Origin of the sequence: Chitinophaga fulva (assembly GCF_012927205.1) — a bacterium.
Taxonomy (GTDB): Bacteria; Bacteroidota; Bacteroidia; order Chitinophagales; family Chitinophagaceae; genus Chitinophaga; species Chitinophaga fulva.
On sequence record NZ_JABBGC010000001.1, the window covers coordinates 3,008,950 to 3,025,751 of the forward strand.

Here is a 16,802-nt window from a genome sequence, read left to right on the forward strand (position 1 = left end):
ATTTTGGGATTTTTTGATTTGGTTTAATGGAGGCAGCTGCTTACCCGCAACAAAATCCCAAAATCAAAAAATTCGTAAATCCCTAAATTAATAACCGGCAGCGCTGTCGTCACCTCGTTTATCGCCTGCAGCATCGAGTGCGCGTGTACCGGGTGTACGTTTAATAATTTCAGAGCGGCCGATGGGATTACGTTTCACTACTTTGTAACCCATTTGTTGCAGGGTGGTGATCACCTCTTCCGGGAAATCTCTTTCCACGGCTATTTCATCGGGCAGCCACTGATGGTGGAATTTGGGCTTGTTGATGGCGTCAGCCGGAGAAAGACCAAATTCAAGGGTGTTCATCAGTGTCTGGAAAACGGAAGTGATAATGGTGGAGCCACCGGGTGTACCGAGGGAGTACAGTGGTTGCTTTCCCTGTAATACAATCGTGGGCGTCATGGAGCTGAGCATGCGTTTGCCGGGGGCAATGGCATTGGCTTCGGTGCCCACAAGGCCGTACATATTAGGTACGCCGGGCTTTACGCTGAAGTCGTCCATTTCATTGTTGAGCAGGAAACCTGCTTTGCCCACCACGGTGCGGCTGCCGTAGTGGCCGTTGAGCGTAGTGGTGACGGCTACGGTGTTGCCTTTGTCATCGATGATGCTGAGGTGCGTGGTTTCCTCACTCTCCGGGAAAGTGCCGGCTTTGGTGGCTTCGCTGCTGCCGGCTTTGCCAGGCACAAAATCCGCCATGCGGGCGGCGAGGTATTTTTTACTGGTGAGCTGTGCCACTGGTACTTTTACAAAATCAGGGTCACCGAGGAACTGAGCGCGGTCGGCATAAGCTCTTCTCTCTACTTCAATCATCAGTTGAACGGCTTTGGGAGAATGAAATCCCCAGTCGGCCACCGGGTAATTTTCCATCATGCCCATCATTTGTTGCAGGCAGATACCGCCACTGGAGGGCAGCGGCATGGTGACAATCGTATAGCCTTTATAGTTAAAAGACAAGGCTTTTCTCTCGCGTGCTTTATAGTTTTTCAGGTCAGCCAGGGTCATGATGCCATGGCCGCGCTGCATCTCTGCTACTATATTGGCGGCCGTTTCTCCTTCATAGAAGCCGGCAGCGCCTTTATTTCGTATAAGCGTCAGCGTATGTGCAAGGTCTTTCTGTACCAGGGTATCGCCTTCTTTCCAGGGCTGTTCTTTTACAAAAGCGGTAGGCGCCGTGTTGAGACGCTGGAAATCGGCTTTATAGGTGTTGAGGTTGGATGCTTCTGAAGCGGTGATAGCGAAACCTTTCTCTGCCAGCAAAATAGCAGGGGCTATCAGTTTGGAGAAAGGCAGCTTTGCATATTTCATGGAGGCGAAGATGCCTGCCACTGTGCCGGGGATACCGGCGGCGAGGTGGCCGTCGAGGCTCAGCGTGGTGATAGGATTGCCGGCGCTGTCGAGGTACATATCCCGACGGGCTTTGGCCGGCGCTGTCTCCCGGTAGTCCAGTGCTACCTGTGTGCCATTGGTAAGCTGCGCCACCATGAAACCGCCACCACCCAGGTTGCCGGCGCCAGGATATACCACGGCCAATGCCAGCTGGGTAGCGATGGCTGCATCTACGGCATTGCCGCCCTGCTGCAGTATCATGGCGCCTACGCGGCTGGCCAGCGGATGGGCTGATACTACCGCCCCATGCGGTACGGTAATGTTCTTCTCAATCTTGTAGTCATAAGGCCGTAACTGTTGGACCGGGGACTGGGCGCAGGCAGTATAGATGCTGCTTACCGCCAGTCCGAATATGATCAGGAAACGCATGATGCTTCTGTTTGCGTGTAAATTAACAAAACAATCCCTATCTTACGGTATCAAACTATTTGTTGCTATGCGCCAACACCTTCTTCTGGCACTGCTGTTGCTTGGCTTTACTACCGCTATGGCTCAGATCCCTACGCCTGACCAGTTTTTGGGCTACCCATTGGGTAGTCAGTTCACCCCCCATTACCGTGTACTGGATTACTTCAGACAGGTGGCGGCTACGGCCAAAAATGTGAAGGTGGAACAGTATGGCACCACCTACGAAGGCCGTCCGCTGATTACCGCTACCATCGCTTCCCCGGCCAATTTCAGCCGGCTGGACGAGATCAGGCAGAGAAGCTTCGACATGTCGATGGCCAAAGGCGGCCAGTCCGGCGACCAGCCCGTGATCGTATGGCTTAGCTACAATGTACATGGCAACGAGGCCGTTTCTACCGAAGCAGCCATGAAAACGCTGTATGAACTGGTGAATAACGGCAACGCACAAACGCAGCAATGGCTGCAAAATACCGTGGTGATCATAGACCCCTGCCTCAACCCTGACGGGCGTGAGCGGTATGTCAATTTCTATAATGCGGTACGCAGCCTGCAACCGGACGTGAACCGCTACTCCCGCGAACATAATGAACCCTGGCCCGGTGGAAGGCCCAACCACTACTACTTTGACCTGAACCGGGACTGGGCATGGCAAACGCAGCGTGAGTCACAGCAACGGGTAACCCGCTACAACCAATGGATGCCGCAGCTGCATGTGGATTTCCATGAACAGGAAATCGAAGCACCCTATTATTTTGCGCCGGCAGCAGAGCCTTTCCATGACGCCATCACCCCCTGGCAGCGCGAAGTCCAGGTGATGATCGGTAAAAACAACGCAAAATATTTCGATCAGGAAGGATGGCTCTATTTTACCAAAGAACGTTTTGATCTTTTCTATCCCAGCTACGGCGATACATATCCCATGTATAACGGCGCAATCGGCATGACCTACGAACAGGGCGGCAGTGGCCGCGCCGGCGTGGCGGTACTGAAAAGGGATGGTGATACGCTGACACTGACAGACCGTATCGCCCACCACTTCACTACCGGGATGTCTACCATCGAAGTGGCTTCCCAGCAGGCTGGCCGTATCCTGAAAGAATATGTGCAATACTTTGAAACAGCAAAAAAAGACCCGCAGGGCGGTTATAAATCTTATGTGATCAAAGCCGGTGGTAACCCGGAGAAACTGAATGGACTGGCGGACCTGCTGCGCAGAAATAATATCGCGTTCGGTTACGGTGCCAATGCCGGCAATGTCAGCGGGTTTAATTACTTCACTGGTAAAACGGAAGCTTTCTCTATCAGTAAGGAAGATTTGGTGATCAACGCCTATCAGCCCCGCTCCAATATGTTGCGCGTGCTGTTTGAACCCACATCCCGCCTCACTGATTCGGTGACATATGATATTACTGCATGGGCCATGCCTTATGTGTACGGATTGACGTCTTACGCGCTGAAACAGCCACTGACGCCAACTGCGGATGCACCTGCCGCACCGGCCAATACAGCACTGGCGGCACAACATCCGTACGCTTACCTGGCGCAATGGAACAGTGTCCGCGATGTGAAATTCCTTTCCGCACTGCTCAAACGCGGAATGAAAGTACGTTTCACGGAAGCTTCTTTTACTTCAGGCGGTAAAACATTTCCCGCTGGCACGCTCGTGATCACCCGTACTGGTAATAACAACAACGGTGTATCATTCGATAGCTATATCACTTCTCAGGCTGATAAATATAAGATCACACTGGATGCGGTGGCGACCGGCTTTGTAGAAAAAGGAATGGATTTCGGGTCCGACAGGATTCGTTATATCAAAGCTCCCAAAGTAATGCTGGTGACCGGCGATGACGTTTCTTCGCTGGGCGTGGGCGAAATATGGCATTTCTTTGAACAGCAGCTGGACTACCCTATCACGGTGGTGAATGAACGAAATCTGAGTAATGTAAAATGGGACCAGACAGATGTACTGATACTCGCTGATGGTGAGTATAAAACATTCACTGATAAGTCAGCCACTGAACGCCTGAAAGAATGGATCAGTAAAGGCGGTAAACTGATTGCCCTTGAAACTGCCGCACAACAGGTAGCAGAAGCAGAATGGGGCATTAAGCTGAAAAAAGAAAAAGAAGAAGCCGCATCGGAAAAAAACAAACAGGTAGAAGAATCTCCCTATGATATGCTGAAACCTTATGCTAACCGTGAACGGGAAAGCGTAAGGCAGTTCATTCCGGGAGCTATCTTTAAAGTACAGCTGGACACTACTCATCCGCTGGCCTTCGGTTACCCGGGAACGTACTACACACTCAAACAGGACAGCCGGTTGTATGAGTTCATCGACAACAATGGCTGGAACGTTGGCGTCTTAAAGAAAGACAATTACCTCAGCGGCTTTGTGGGCGCAGATACCCGTAACCGCCTGAAAGACGGACTGCTGTTCGGAGTAAAGGAAATTGGCAACGGCTCAGTGGTAATCCTCGCCGATAATCCGCTGTTCAGAAGCTTCTGGGAAAATGGTAAACTGATGTTCAGTAACGCTGTGTTCCTCGTTGGACAGTAATCAGCGGTTCCTTTTAATATTACAGCCCAGTGTGCTGGAGGTGTTGGTGGTAATGGATTTGCCAGCCACCAATTCAGTGATGGCATTTTGCAGATGACGGGCTTTTACCGCATCTGCATTGCCCGGGTTATCATCAATGGCGCCTTTGTATACAAGACGGTTGTTCTTGTCAAACAGGTAACACTCCGGAGTATGATTGGCATCGAAAGCATCTGCCAGCTCCGCATTCTTATCCAGAATGTAATAACATTGAAACGCATGCTGCGTGGCGTAGGCCTTCATGGCGGAAAACGAATCTCCGTCGGCACGATTGGCCTCATTGGAATTCACCATTACTACACCAATCCCGTTTTTATGGGCTAAAGCGCAGATATTGTGCAGCCGTTCCTGGTTGCGGACCATATACGGGCACTGATTGCCGCCAAAGACGATCAGCAGGCCGTTATTGCCTTTGGCATTATTCAGGGAAATTTCTTTTCCGGAAACATCCATCCATTTCATATCAGGTTTGGGAAGGGAAGCACCAGGTTCAAGCGGATTCTCGACAGCCGGTATGGCTGCGGTAAAGACGAGGGCACAGGCAAGGTAGAGAGCGGACTTCATCATATCATGAGGATTTCATGTCCAGTATAAATATAATCAATGCGACAGTAATTTTCCTGACAGTTGAAAGGAAATCTCTAGAAAGATATAATAAAAAAAGATAAAATAAAAATTTTCGGTAAGTGGGAGGCTAGTGGAGCAGAGGGCTGGTGGCTGGCTTTTCCTGTTCCTGCTCTTTTTCCTGTCGCGCATCGCTTAGCGCGCGGATACTGGCATTCAGCTCAAAGCCTACCAGCAGGATAAACGAATTGAAAAACACCCACAACATCAGGATCAGGATCGTACCGATAGAACCATAGATCTTATTATAGTTACCAAAGTGGTTCACGAAATAGGAAAAGCCGATAGTCACTACTATCATAAAAATGGTGCTCACCGTAGCACCGGCGGTAATAAACTTCCATCTTTTGGTAGTGGCGGCGCCAATGCGGTACAGCACTGAATTCACGGAATAAAACAGGAATACGATGAATACCCAGCGGGCCACATCGATCAGACTGAGCAACCGCGCGTTTTGTACACCAGTGAGATTGAACAGCCAGCGGAGGGTAGCTCCCTGAATAATGATCAGTGCCACGGTCACCAGCAGCAATATGACCAGTATCAGCGTCAGTTCCAGGGCAATCAGGCGGTTCTGCCACCATTTGCGCCTACGGAAACCGGCGCCTTCTATTTTACTGAAGGAGCGAAGAATGCCCATCACGCCATTGGAGGAATAGAAGAAACCCATCAGGAAAGCCACGGACAACAAGCCATTGCGGTGTGTGTACAGGAAGTCATGGATCATTTCCCTTACAATCATGTAGGTATTGTAGTTGGGCGTGAGGTCCTGCGCAAGGTCATAGAGGGTAGGCTCTATGTTTTTTACGGGCACATAGGGAACGAGCGTAAACAGGAAAATGAAGAAAGGCGGAATAGCCAGCAGGAAGTTGAAAGAAATAGCCCTGGCCCTGTCTCCCAAACCTCTCGCTTTGGTTTCCTGCCCGAAATATTTCAGCACATCATACAGTGGCAGTCCTTCAAAACCTGGGAGGATAAGGGTTTTACTCCTGTTTACCAACCAACGGTAAGGACGTGAACGGAAGATGATGTTTTCGGGTTTAAAAACCAAAGCGATGTTGTTATTTAGGTATTAATATCCTCTTTTGTTCAGTTCAGCCTGATATTTTCTTGCATTGATCAGATGTTCCGCATATGTGGCTGCAAAAGCATGATAGCCTGAAAAATCAGACCTGGCGCAAAAGTACAAATAATCTGTATCCGGTGTGTTCAGTACGGCGTTTATTGTTTTTTCAGACGGTGTGCAGATAGGGCCCGGAGGGAAACCCTCATAACGGTAAGTATTATACGGAGAATCGAACTGGGTATGCGTTTCGCGTATTCTCTTCAGGCCAAAGTCCTGCAGGGCAAATTTAACCGTAGGATCGGCCTGCAGGCGCATGCCTTTGCGGAAGCGGTTCAGGTATACGCTGGAAATGATCGGTTTTTCATCCAGCTTGTTACTTTCTTCTTCCACAATAGACGCCAGGATGGTTACCTGAACAGGGGTGAGGTCCAGTGTTTTCGCTTTCTCCCGGCGGTCGCTGGTCCAGAATTCTTCCCTTTCCTTTTCCAGTTTTTTGAAGACGGTTTCTGCATTGGTATTCCAGTAGAACTCGTACGTATTGGGTACCACCGCGCACATGGCGGTATTGGTGTCGAGGTTGAACTGACGGAGGTATACCTGGTCAGACAGCAGGGCGCGGAGCGCGTTGGAATCGGCTTCCAGGTTGTTGCTGACTTTCCGGATCAGGTCCTGCTTGGTGCGCAGTTTATTGATTACCAGTACTACAGGTGATTGTTTACCGGAGCGGAGCAGTTTCGCGATATCGAAGTTGCTCATGCCATGGGCAATTTTGTAGCGACCGGCTTTTACCCGGGAGGGGTATCCCAGTTCCCTGGCCACCCAATTGAAGCTGTTACGGTTACGGATGATGCCCTGGTCTTCCAGTCCTTCGAGTACGTCGTCATAGGTGCTGCCGGTGCGGACATAGAAGTATTTGGAATCGCCGAAAGCTTTTGTATTGGGGCCAAACACCCGGTAAGAGAAATATACGAGGATACCTGCAGCCAGGCAGCCGGCGATGAGGAGGCTGCGTTTAAGCCATACGTTGGTAGGTTTTCGTTTCTTAGCCATTCGTAGCGGGTAGTGATTAAAAAAAACCTCGCTTTTAACGGCGAGGTTTTATAAAATATTATTCAGAAAGATATTATTTGCCTGGAGTGGAAGGAGCCGGAGTATTCGGCGCCGGTTGTTGCGGCTGGGTACCTGGCAGTTGCGCAGGTGCGGGAGCCGGAGCAGGTACACCACCACCAGCTCTTTCAACGGCAGTAGGTGCGGAGTTGGATACCTTGGCGGATTTACCGATAAAGAAAGGAGCTGTCAGGCAGAGTACAGCAATGATAGTTGCCAGTATCCAGGTACCTTTTTCCAAAACGTCAGTTGTCTGACGCACCCCGATCACCTGATTGCCAATACCACCAAAAGAACCGGACAGGCCGCCTCCTTTAGGGTTCTGGATCAGCACGAAAAAGCCCAACAACACACAGGCTAATATGATCAGGATACCAAAAATGATTAACATAAATATTAATGTTTGCTTTTATCTATTAAAGATTTTAGTTCTTGTATCTTCTGCGCAAAATAAGCGTTTTTGTCGGGATTAAGCAAACTTAATTTTTGATAAATCCTGATTGCCTGCTGGTACTGTCGTTGACGTACCCATATATCTGCCAGTGTTTCAGATACGATATCGTTGTTGAAAGTAATGGAATCCATCGCCATTTTTTCGACGGTTTCTGATACTTCCGGTTCTTCATCGTCTTGGTAAAGGCGGTGGAGCTGCTGGTGATACCAGTCTTTGCTGGTCCTGCCGGAGAAGTTGTCCTTGATCTGCCGCAGCCAGGAGGTGAAACTTTTCATTTCCGCCTCGCCCTGCGCGCTGAGCTCGTCTGCCTGTTCCGGGTCTTTCAGCCGTTTATAGGCGAAGTAATCATCGGTATACAGCGGCTGGAACGTCAACGTGGTTTCTTCTGTCATTGACAGCTCCAATGGGAATATTTTAATCGGCAGTACGTCTGTGCTCTCTGCATGATCTGACGCTTCCTCTGTTGCAGCCTGGTGAGGCGTACGGTCAGTTTCCGGCGCTGCCACCATGTCAGCCTGCTCCGGGATTTCAGCTAATATCGCGTCCGGATCGGCTGATTCGTAGTTTGCGGTGCCGTTAACAGCCGTTGCGGCAGGCATTTCAGCAGCAGCTTCCATAACGGGCGTTTCTTCCGCCATGACTGGTATGGCAACAGGTGCTGCGATTGTGTGCGCTTCTTCCACTTCTTCTTTCACTTCTTTTTCTGTTTCTTCTTCCATCATTTTCGCTTCCAGGGCAACCGGTATGTCGGTCTCCTCTTCTGTTTCAGCGGCCGTTTGTCCGTTTTCCGTAATGGCAACCGGCATCTCCTCCGTCAGGTTTTCTTCGGCAGCTGGTGCAGCCGGGAGGTCATCGGGGAGGGCGTCAACGGGTATGGCCGGTGGTACACGGTCTTCCACGGTTTCCAGTACCGGCTCGTGGGTCACGATATGATAAAAATGGTGAGGCTGACCGCTATACAACATTGCCTTTTTGATGGCGGGATCATGAAGGTCGCCATGCTGGTGATATACCTTTCTGGCCAGCAGGAGCCGGGCGGCAGAGAAATAGGGATATTCCGCTACCAGCTTGTCCATGGCGGCCACATCTACCTTGTGCAGGCTGGCCTGCAAAAAGACGTGTGCGATGATTGTGTTTGCGATCATAGTCCTAATGTAGTGAATTTTATTATTTGGTTATTTGATCATTGAATTATTTGATTTACGGATTTTGGAATTTTTTGATTTACGAATTTCAATGCAGCAAATGATCAACATTATAGGACGTGATATGATCTTCCCGCTCCCCAAATTTCAAAATCAAGAAATTCCAAAATCCGTAAATCAAATAGCTAAATAAAAAAATATCAAAATAACCCGATAGTATTACCAGTTAGCGAAAGCCCTGTTGAAAATATCGTCCACGATGCCGGGGATGATATTGCTCTCCAGCAGGTTGTTTTCCACAACGGAAGGAAGCTGGTTGGCAGAGAAGTCAGCAGAACGGGTAAAGGACTGGGTAAAGCCTTTTTTATCGCCTACCCGTTTGATAAACGTGATGTTGATGGTCACATTCAGACGGGAAGTGGCGGCCTGGTCTACGTTGGTAACGGCGGCGTTGGAGAAGGAATAACCGGTAATAGCGCCACGGAACTCATAGTCGGCACGGGGCTCATTATCGCCCACCTGTGTCAGCCTGGTCTGGGAAGTGACTTTATCACGCAGTTTCTGGGTGATCTTCTGGCTGAGGGTAGGGTTGGTGATAGGCGCCCTGTTCTCAATAAAACGTACGTTCACCGTTTTGGCCTCATTGTCGATGCTGGCGCCGGTGGTGGAATAGTGTACACTGCAACCCCCAAGTAGCGCTATGATGGCAAGGGCGATGAATGTTCGGATGGTAGTGGTCATGCTGCTGAAAATTCGTTTATTCGGCGATGTTATATTCTTTTAATTTGCGGTAAAGCGTTCTTTCGGAAATGCCCAGATCGAGGGCGGCATCCTTGCGTTTGCCTTTGTGTTTCTTCAGTGCTTTCACGATCAGTTCTTTCTCCTTGTCGGCAATGGAAAGCGTTTCTTCCACTTCCTCATGGTGATCTATTTTATTGTCTGCCAGGATAATCGGCTGGTTATTGCTGATACCGGAAGAGGGTACGGCCATTTCATTACCGGCAGGGTAGCTGTGCAGTACATGGCTCTCCGGATGGTATTCCGTGGCGTGCGCCGCATTAGGGTTCTGCAGGATGTCGAAGAACATTTTTTTGACCTCTGTCACATCTTTTTTCATGTCGAAGAAAAGTTTGTAGAGGATGTCCCTTTCAGAGGCGAAGTCGCCGCCGCTGCCGGGCTGTTGCTGCGGAGCAGCCAGCATCGGGAGCCTGTTGACTTCCGGTATTTCCGGGAGGAACCTTTTCAGGTCGTTGGCGGTGACCAGTTTGTCAGATGACAATACAGAGATCTGTTCTGCGATATTTTTCAGTTCACGCACATTACCACGCCAGGGGTAATTGACCAGTATCTGACGGGCGTCTTCATCCAGTTGGATGGAAGGTGTTTTATATTTCTCGGAGAAATCGACGGAGAATTTACGGAACAGCAGGGGGATGTCCTCTTTGCGGTCGCGCAACGCCGGTACGCGGATAGGCACGGTGTTGAGGCGGTAGTAGAGGTCTTCCCGGAATTTGCCGTGCTGGGTGCGTTCCAGGAGATCACGGTTGGTAGCGGCGATCACACGGACATCCGTTTTTTGTACTTTGGAAGAACCTACGCGGATGTATTCGCCTGTTTCCAATACGCGGAGCAGGCGGGCCTGTGTGCCCAGTGGCATTTCCCCGATTTCATCGAGGAAGATGGTGCCGCCGTTGACGGTTTCGAAGTAACCTTTACGGCTGTCTACTGCGCCGGTGAAGGAGCCTTTTTCGTGACCGAACAGTTCGGAATCGATGGTCCCTTCAGGGATGGCGCCGCAGTTAACGGCGATGAAAGGATTATGTTTACGGGCGCTGAGCGCGTGGATGATCTGGGAAAATACTTCTTTACCTACGCCGCTCTCCCCGTTAATCAGCACGGTGAGGTCGGTATTGGCCACCTGTGCGGCCACCTGCAGGGCGTAGTTCAATGCGGGACTGTTTCCGATAATGCCAAACCTGTTTTTGATAGCCTGTATGTCCATAAGTGGTAACCCGATTGTTTAATGGTCCAAAAATGAGCAGGCAGCAGCGGGCAGGCTACTGTACTGCGTTTCCTATAAGTGTACCTGATGTGCAGCTATCTATCTTCACCATAACGTATTCACCCTTTTTAAAGTTTTCGCGGGGGAAAACAATCACCTTGTTTTGGTCATTGCGACCGAACAGGTGTTCTTCGGAACGTTTGGAAGTGCCTTCTACCAGCACTCTGAAGGTTTTGCCGACATCTTTTTTCATGCTTTTTTCTGATTGTTGCCGGTGCAGTTCCACCACTTCGGCAAGCCTTCTTTTTTTGACGTCTTCCGGTATATCGTCCTGATAACGGCGCTGTGCCAGTGTACCGGGGCGTTCGGAATAGAAGTACATATAGGCCAGATCGTAAGCGGCAAACCGCATGATGTCCATGGTTTCCTGGTGCTCTTCCTCTGTTTCGCTACAGAAACCACAGATGATATCGGTCGAAAGCCCGCAGCCGGGGAGGATTTCGCGGATACGCTCTACTTTCTTCATATACCATTCACGGGTATATGTACGGTTCATCAGCTGTAATACCCTGTTGCTGCCGCTTTGTACCGGCAGGTGGATATAATTGCAGATGTTTTCGTGTCTCGCTATGGTAAAGAGCACTTCGTCGGTAATATCTTTAGGATGGGAAGTGCTGAAACGTACGCGCAGCAATGGGTTGATCAGGGCCACTTTCTCCAGCAGCTGGGCGAAAGTCACCGTTTCACTGCCATCGTCGCTGGTCCAGTAGTAGGAGTCTACGTTCTGCCCCAACAGTGTCACTTCGCGGTAGCCGTTCTCAAACAGCTCGGCTGCCTCCCTGACGATAGAAACCGCGTCGCGGCTGCGTTCACGGCCACGGGTAAAAGGTACCACGCAGAAAGTGCACATGTTGTTACAACCCCGCATGATAGACACAAAGGAGGAAACCCCATTGTTGTCCAGTCTGACAGGACTGATATCGCCATACGTTTCTTCGCGGCTCAGCAGCACATTCACCGATTTCTGGCCTGTTTCCGCTTCCGCGATCAGGGAAGGAAGACTACGGTAGGCATCCGGGCCTACAACCATGTCCACCAGTTTCTCCTCTTCCAGTAACTTCGTTTTGAGCCGTTCTGCCATGCACCCCAACACACCTATGAGCAGGCCGGGGGTTTCTTTTTTTATCCGCCGGAACTCGGTCAACCGCTTACGCACGGTCAGTTCCGCTTTCTCACGGATAGAGCAGGTGTTGAGCAGGATCAGATTGGCCTCTTCCACATTCCGGGTAGCACCATATCCTTCCTGGTTCAATATGGAGGCAACAATTTCGCTGTCGTTGAAATTCATCGCACAGCCATAGCTTTCTATATAAAATTTTTTCCTATATGTTTGGTCATTAGTCGTCACGGGAGCAAAAGCTTCACCCTGACGGCTCTCATCATGCACTTTAGTATCCTGGTCCAGCATTCCTGACAAAAATTTTGGAGAGCAAAAATAAGGATTAAAACGGAAAAAATGACAGAATGTCATCACGCAAGGCATGCTAAGGAGTTCTGCAAAGCATACAAAGAAAGATGCATCCGGTCAATTCGTTGATTTTCTCCTGTTTCGTTAATTTTATAATATGTAATAAGAGCGAAAACAATAGTTTATAAAAAATCTATTGCCTTCGCTCTTATGTAAATTCTTTTTGCCTTCCGGCAGATTTATACTGCTTTGCGTGTAATTTTCGCGCTCAGCCAGCTGTCCTTCAGCGGTACCAGCCATTTGGTGTCAAGATCTGCTTTGGTCAGTACGGTATTATTGAGATAGAGAGTGTTCTCATCGATAAACCCTTGCTCCATCGCATAACCCAGCTGGGCCATGGGCAACAGTTGCACTTTGCCTTTCACAATAAAACCAAGCAGCAGGCGGTCAAACATATTCACATTGTACTGTTTTTCAATGCTTTTGATGACCCGCACGGAGCTATCGGTACTGCAACCGCTAACGGTCGTATCTGTTTCGTCTGCGATCAATATCACCACCTGGCCCAGCACCACACGGCCCCAGCCCTTTACAGGCGCACCGTGGGCGTTCCACTGTTCGGTAAATTGTAACAGCTGTTCGTCTATTTCTTTGATCTCCTGCTCATGGAATGGTCTGTTGCTCTGATATATCCAAACCCTCGAAGCCGGAGAAAACCCGGAAGGGAGATTGATGTCTTGTATATTCATGATGCAAATTTAAGTCAATTAGTCGTCGTATGTGTCCTTATTCCATATTCATCGCAATCAGCTCTGCAATATCCAGCACCTTTACTTCGTCTTCTTTACCGGTTTCTTTCACCCCGTCCGTCAGCATGGTCATACAGAAAGGACAGTTGGCGGCTATGACGGAGGCGCCGGTATCTACGGCCTCATGGCCTCTGTCAAAATTGATGCGGGTAGTGCCTTTTTCTTCTTCCTTGAACATCTGGGCGCCACCGGCGCCACAGCAAAGGCCTTTACTGCGGCAGCGTTTCATCTCCACCAGCTCGGCATCGAGGGTTTCCAGCACTTTACGGGGCGCTTCATAAATATTATTGCCTCTGCCAAGGTAACAGGAATCATGATAAGTGATTTTTTTGCCTTTGAAGACACCGCCCTCTTTCATTTTGATCTTTCCTTCATCGATCAGCGACTGGAGGAAGGTGGTATGATGTATCACTTCATAATTACCGCCGAGGGCAGGATATTCATTTTTCAGGATATTGAAGCAGTGCGGGCAGGCGGTCACGATTTTTTTTACCCCATACATATTAAGCAGCTGTATGTTGTTTTGTGCCATCATCTGGAAGATAAACTCATTGCCTGCTCTTCTGGCTGGATCGCCGGTACAGCTTTCTTCTTTGCCAAGGATGGCAAACTGCACGCCTGTTTTATCGAGAATAGTGGCAAATGCTTTGGTGATCTTTTGTGCCCGCTGATCGAAGCTGCCAGCACAACCTACCCAAAACAGTATTTCCGGTGTTTCCCCGTTGGCGGCATATGTAGCCATTGTCTTTATCTGCATAGCTCTTCGCTTTTAGCTTTTCGTTATTGATTCATTTCTGTGGCCCATTTGTCGCGGTCGTCCATGCTGAACTTCCAGGGGGCCATGTTGTTTTCGATATTGCTGAACATGCCGGTCCATTCGGCGGGAGCGCTGGACTCTTCCATCACCAGGTGGCGGCGCAGTTGCAGGATGATATCGAGTGGACTGATGCTCACCGGGCATTCCTGCACGCAGGCGTTGCAGGTGGTGCAGGCACGCAGCTCTTCTTCTGTGATATAATCACGCAGCAGCGTTTTGCTGTCATCGGTGAAAGCGCCGTTTTTATTGATATTGCGGCCTACTTCTTCTGCGCGGTCGCGGGTGTCCATCATGATTTTACGGGGAGAAAGGGCTTTGCCGGTGATGTTAGCCGGACAGGCAGCGCTACAGCGGCCGCATTCGGTGCAGCTGTAGGCGTCCAGGAGGTTTTTCCAGGTAAGGTCAAACACATCTTTGGCGCCGAACTTAGGTATCCCTTCCGGGGCAGGCTCATTGGCGGCCAGCTCAGGCTGCAGCATCAGCTGTACTTCCTTCTGTACGGCAGGCATATTTTCCATTTCGCCTGCAGGCTCCAGGCTGGCATAGTAGGCATTGGGAAAAGCCAGTATAATATGGAGATGTTTGGAATAAGGCAGATAGTTAAGAAACGCCAGGATACCCAGTATATGCAGCCACCAGCAGGTACGCTCAATGGCTATCAGGGTGCCGTCTGACATGTGGTTGAAGATGGAAGCCAGGCTGCCGGTGACCAGGAAATTGCCGGTAGCGATATAATGTTCGCTGCCGCGTAGCTGCATCTGCTGATCGGCAGTGTTCATGGTCAGGAACAGGAACATCAGCGCAATCTCTGTGATGAGGATGTAATTGGCGTCGGAACGCGGCCATCCGTTCAGGTCTTTGCTGATAAACCGCCGGAGCTTCAGGATGTTCCTGCGTACCAGGAAGACAATACAGCCCAGCATCACCAGCACGGCCAGCACCTCAAAAGCACCGATCAGCACAGGATACAGTCCCCCTAATACGGGAACGAATAAACGATGCGTGCCCAGTATCCCGTCCAGAATAATCTCGAGGATCTCCAGATTAATGATGATAAAGCCTGCATACACGAAAAAGTGCAGCACGGCGACCAATGGGTTACGGAACATTTTTTTCTGGCCGAAAGCCAGCAACAGTAAGTTTTTCCAGCGCAGGTCCGGGTGGTCATTGAGGTCTTTGTCGCGCCCCAGCAGGATATTCCGCCTTATCTGGCGCACTTTCGTGGAAAATAGGTATACTGCCATCCCGAAGGCAATAATAAACAGTAACTCTTGTACAATTCGCATTATCTTAGATTTGACTCCCTAATTTATGTCTTTTTTGGTTCCCGGCTTTTGAAGGGGAAATTTTTATTAAAAGCATCTTCCTACAACTGAACTTCTTATTTTTGCGCCTATGGAAAGCAGGAACATTATTCTTACACAGGATATCATCCAGAAAAAAATTGAACGGATCGCTTACGAGATCTATGAACTGAACAGCGACGGCACAGAAATCATTCTTGCCGGTATCTGGGACAGAGGTATGGTGGTAGCCCGTAAGATAGCGGCTGTACTGGAACAGATCTCTCCGTTGAAAACCAGGATCATATCCCTGCATCTGGACAAACAACATCCGGATGAAGTAAAAGTTTCTGAAGACATCGATTTTAATGATAAGGTAGTAGTAGTGGTAGACGATGTGGCCAACTCCGGCCGTACCATGCTATATGCCCTGAAGCCGCTGCTGGCTTACCTCCCTAAGAAAATACAAACAGCTGTGCTGGTAGACCGCCGGCATAAATCTTTCCCGCTGTCTGTTGATTTTGTGGGTTATTCCCTCGCCACTACCTTACAGGACATGGTATTGGTGGAGATGCAGGGGGAAGACATCATCGCTGCTTATTTTGAATAAGCTTTTCTGTTAAAAATAGATGGGATGCAGTTTCACGTTGCCCAATGAATTGATTTCAAGGGCAGGGGCGGGGAATTTCATCATGTTCAGCACCTGGAACAATACGCGCACGCCTTTTTTACGGCTGCGGATTTTGGTGAAATCAATATCGGGCGACAGGTAAAATTGCCGGACACGGCGAACATGGGTGTAGTCGTGGAACTGGCCGTGTGCATCTGTCCATGTATTGTCGTCTCCTCCATACATGCCTTCTGCACCATAACCAACGGCAATGTTCAGCCAGCGGGGCAGCCAGGTGGAATTTTTGTTGAAGGAATGCAGGTTGACCGATAACCAGTACGTTTGGGCATTATAATCTTTCAGCGTTCTTTCCCAGAAGGTGTGACCAAAGAGCTGGTCCGCTTTCTCCCGGACAGGGCCTTCCGGATAGCTTTTAGGATGAGCCGAGAATTTAAGCTGTATCCGTTGCTCGTCCCATGCCAGCTCCTGGCTGATCAGCAGGGCGGAGCCGATAGCATTGGCTCCCATATCGCTCCACGAGAACCCCCATTTTTCCGAGAACCCGTCCAGTACTTCTATGACTGACTGATAGGCAAATCCACTGAGGCCACCGATCCAGATTTGTTGTTTACGCGGTAGGCCAGACCATCTCCACATTTCCCGGCTGTATTTACCTTCAAAGTAAGCAGCAAAAATATGTCCGGCTTTGTCCATCTGGTTCCATTCCCCTGCATCATTGAAGAAGTGAAAGGAGGAGCGGGGATAACCTTTGTACCAGGCGGTGCTGAGTACCGCCAGCCCGCTACCATAGATGGCGGCGGTAGTGCCGGAGAGTATCCATACTCTTTCTTTGATAGTGGTATCCGGTAATGAAAAGAATGCCACCTTTTGTTGGGCAGGTGCAGTCAGGGAAATCAGCAGGAGAAGAATTCCCGCCAGGGTCCTTCCTCCGCGCGGGAGGAAGGTTGACCGGGCAGTATTCTTT

15 protein-coding genes are annotated in these 16,802 nt (G+C 49.8%); 2 read left to right on the forward strand and 13 right to left on the reverse strand.

All coding sequences use genetic code 11. The features are described from left to right. Nucleotides 1-87 precede the first annotated feature (87 nt). The gene (gene ggt, locus HHL17_RS12240; protein WP_169224996.1) at nucleotides 88-1,794 is read right to left on the reverse strand and encodes a gamma-glutamyltransferase; all 1,707 of its coding nucleotides are present in this window, start codon (nucleotides 1,792-1,794) and stop codon (nucleotides 88-90) included. Nucleotides 1,795-1,861: 67 nt separating this feature from the next. On the opposite strand from ggt, the gene HHL17_RS12245 reads away from it, so the two are divergent. Then, nucleotides 1,862-4,393: a M14 metallopeptidase family protein gene (locus tag HHL17_RS12245; RefSeq protein WP_169224997.1), complete on the forward strand. Its 2,532-nt coding sequence runs from the start codon at nucleotides 1,862-1,864 to the stop codon at nucleotides 4,391-4,393. Here HHL17_RS12245 and HHL17_RS12250 read toward each other — a convergent pair whose 3' ends face one another. The 11 genes from HHL17_RS12250 to HHL17_RS12300 all read right to left on the reverse strand — a co-directional run bounded on the left by HHL17_RS12250 (nucleotide 4,394) and on the right by HHL17_RS12300 (nucleotide 15,210). Further along, nucleotides 4,394-4,999: a redoxin family protein gene (locus HHL17_RS12250; RefSeq protein ID WP_240975174.1), complete on the reverse strand. Its 606-nt coding sequence runs from the start codon at nucleotides 4,997-4,999 to the stop codon at nucleotides 4,394-4,396. 127 nt (nucleotides 5,000-5,126) lie between these two features. After that, nucleotides 5,127-6,107: a YihY/virulence factor BrkB family protein gene (locus HHL17_RS12255; RefSeq protein ID WP_169224998.1), complete on the reverse strand. Its 981-nt coding sequence runs from the start codon at nucleotides 6,105-6,107 to the stop codon at nucleotides 5,127-5,129. 21 nt (nucleotides 6,108-6,128) lie between these two features. After that, a complete protein-coding gene (mltG, locus tag HHL17_RS12260; protein ID WP_169224999.1) occupies nucleotides 6,129-7,172 on the reverse strand; it encodes an endolytic transglycosylase MltG in 1,044 nt (347 codons plus the stop codon). Nucleotides 7,173-7,245: 73 nt separating this feature from the next. Next, nucleotides 7,246-7,620 carry a preprotein translocase subunit SecG gene (gene secG, locus HHL17_RS12265; protein WP_169225000.1) on the reverse strand — a complete coding sequence of 125 codons (375 nt, stop codon included), beginning with the start codon at nucleotides 7,618-7,620 and terminating at the stop codon, nucleotides 7,246-7,248. A gap of 5 nt (nucleotides 7,621-7,625) precedes the next feature. Next, on the reverse strand, nucleotides 7,626-8,828 hold the full coding sequence (locus tag HHL17_RS12270) for a hypothetical protein (RefSeq protein ID WP_169225001.1): 1,203 nt from the start codon (nucleotides 8,826-8,828) through the stop codon (nucleotides 7,626-7,628). A gap of 219 nt (nucleotides 8,829-9,047) precedes the next feature. Continuing rightward, entirely contained in the window at nucleotides 9,048-9,569 is a 522-nt protein-coding gene (gene lptE / locus HHL17_RS12275; protein ID WP_169225002.1) for an LPS assembly lipoprotein LptE, read from the reverse strand. 16 nt (nucleotides 9,570-9,585) lie between these two features. After that, the gene (locus HHL17_RS12280) at nucleotides 9,586-10,830 is read right to left on the reverse strand and encodes a sigma-54 interaction domain-containing protein (protein WP_169225003.1); all 1,245 of its coding nucleotides are present in this window, start codon (nucleotides 10,828-10,830) and stop codon (nucleotides 9,586-9,588) included. A 55-nt stretch (nucleotides 10,831-10,885) separates the two neighbouring features. Then, nucleotides 10,886-12,298 carry a tRNA (N6-isopentenyl adenosine(37)-C2)-methylthiotransferase MiaB gene (miaB, locus tag HHL17_RS12285; protein WP_169225004.1) on the reverse strand — a complete coding sequence of 471 codons (1,413 nt, stop codon included), beginning with the start codon at nucleotides 12,296-12,298 and terminating at the stop codon, nucleotides 10,886-10,888. A 239-nt stretch (nucleotides 12,299-12,537) separates the two neighbouring features. Next, nucleotides 12,538-13,047, reverse strand: a complete 510-nt coding sequence (locus HHL17_RS12290) for a hypothetical protein (RefSeq protein ID WP_169225005.1) — start codon at nucleotides 13,045-13,047, stop codon at nucleotides 12,538-12,540. A 37-nt stretch (nucleotides 13,048-13,084) separates the two neighbouring features. Continuing rightward, nucleotides 13,085-13,864 carry a (Fe-S)-binding protein gene (locus tag HHL17_RS12295; RefSeq protein ID WP_169225006.1) on the reverse strand — a complete coding sequence of 260 codons (780 nt, stop codon included), beginning with the start codon at nucleotides 13,862-13,864 and terminating at the stop codon, nucleotides 13,085-13,087. A gap of 23 nt (nucleotides 13,865-13,887) precedes the next feature. Beyond that, on the reverse strand, nucleotides 13,888-15,210 hold the full coding sequence (locus tag HHL17_RS12300; RefSeq protein ID WP_169225007.1) for a (Fe-S)-binding protein: 1,323 nt from the start codon (nucleotides 15,208-15,210) through the stop codon (nucleotides 13,888-13,890). Between the two features lie 109 nt (nucleotides 15,211-15,319). Here HHL17_RS12300 and HHL17_RS12305 point away from each other — a divergent pair, with 109 nt between their 5' ends. After that, complete coding sequence (locus HHL17_RS12305) at nucleotides 15,320-15,817, forward strand: phosphoribosyltransferase family protein (RefSeq protein ID WP_169225008.1); 498 nt, start codon at nucleotides 15,320-15,322, stop codon at nucleotides 15,815-15,817. 9 nt (nucleotides 15,818-15,826) lie between these two features. Here the strand turns inward: HHL17_RS12305 and HHL17_RS12310 are convergent, their stop codons facing one another. Continuing rightward, entirely contained in the window at nucleotides 15,827-16,702 is an 876-nt protein-coding gene (locus tag HHL17_RS12310) for a DUF2279 domain-containing protein (protein ID WP_169225009.1), read from the reverse strand. Between the last annotated feature and the right edge of the window lie 100 nt (nucleotides 16,703-16,802).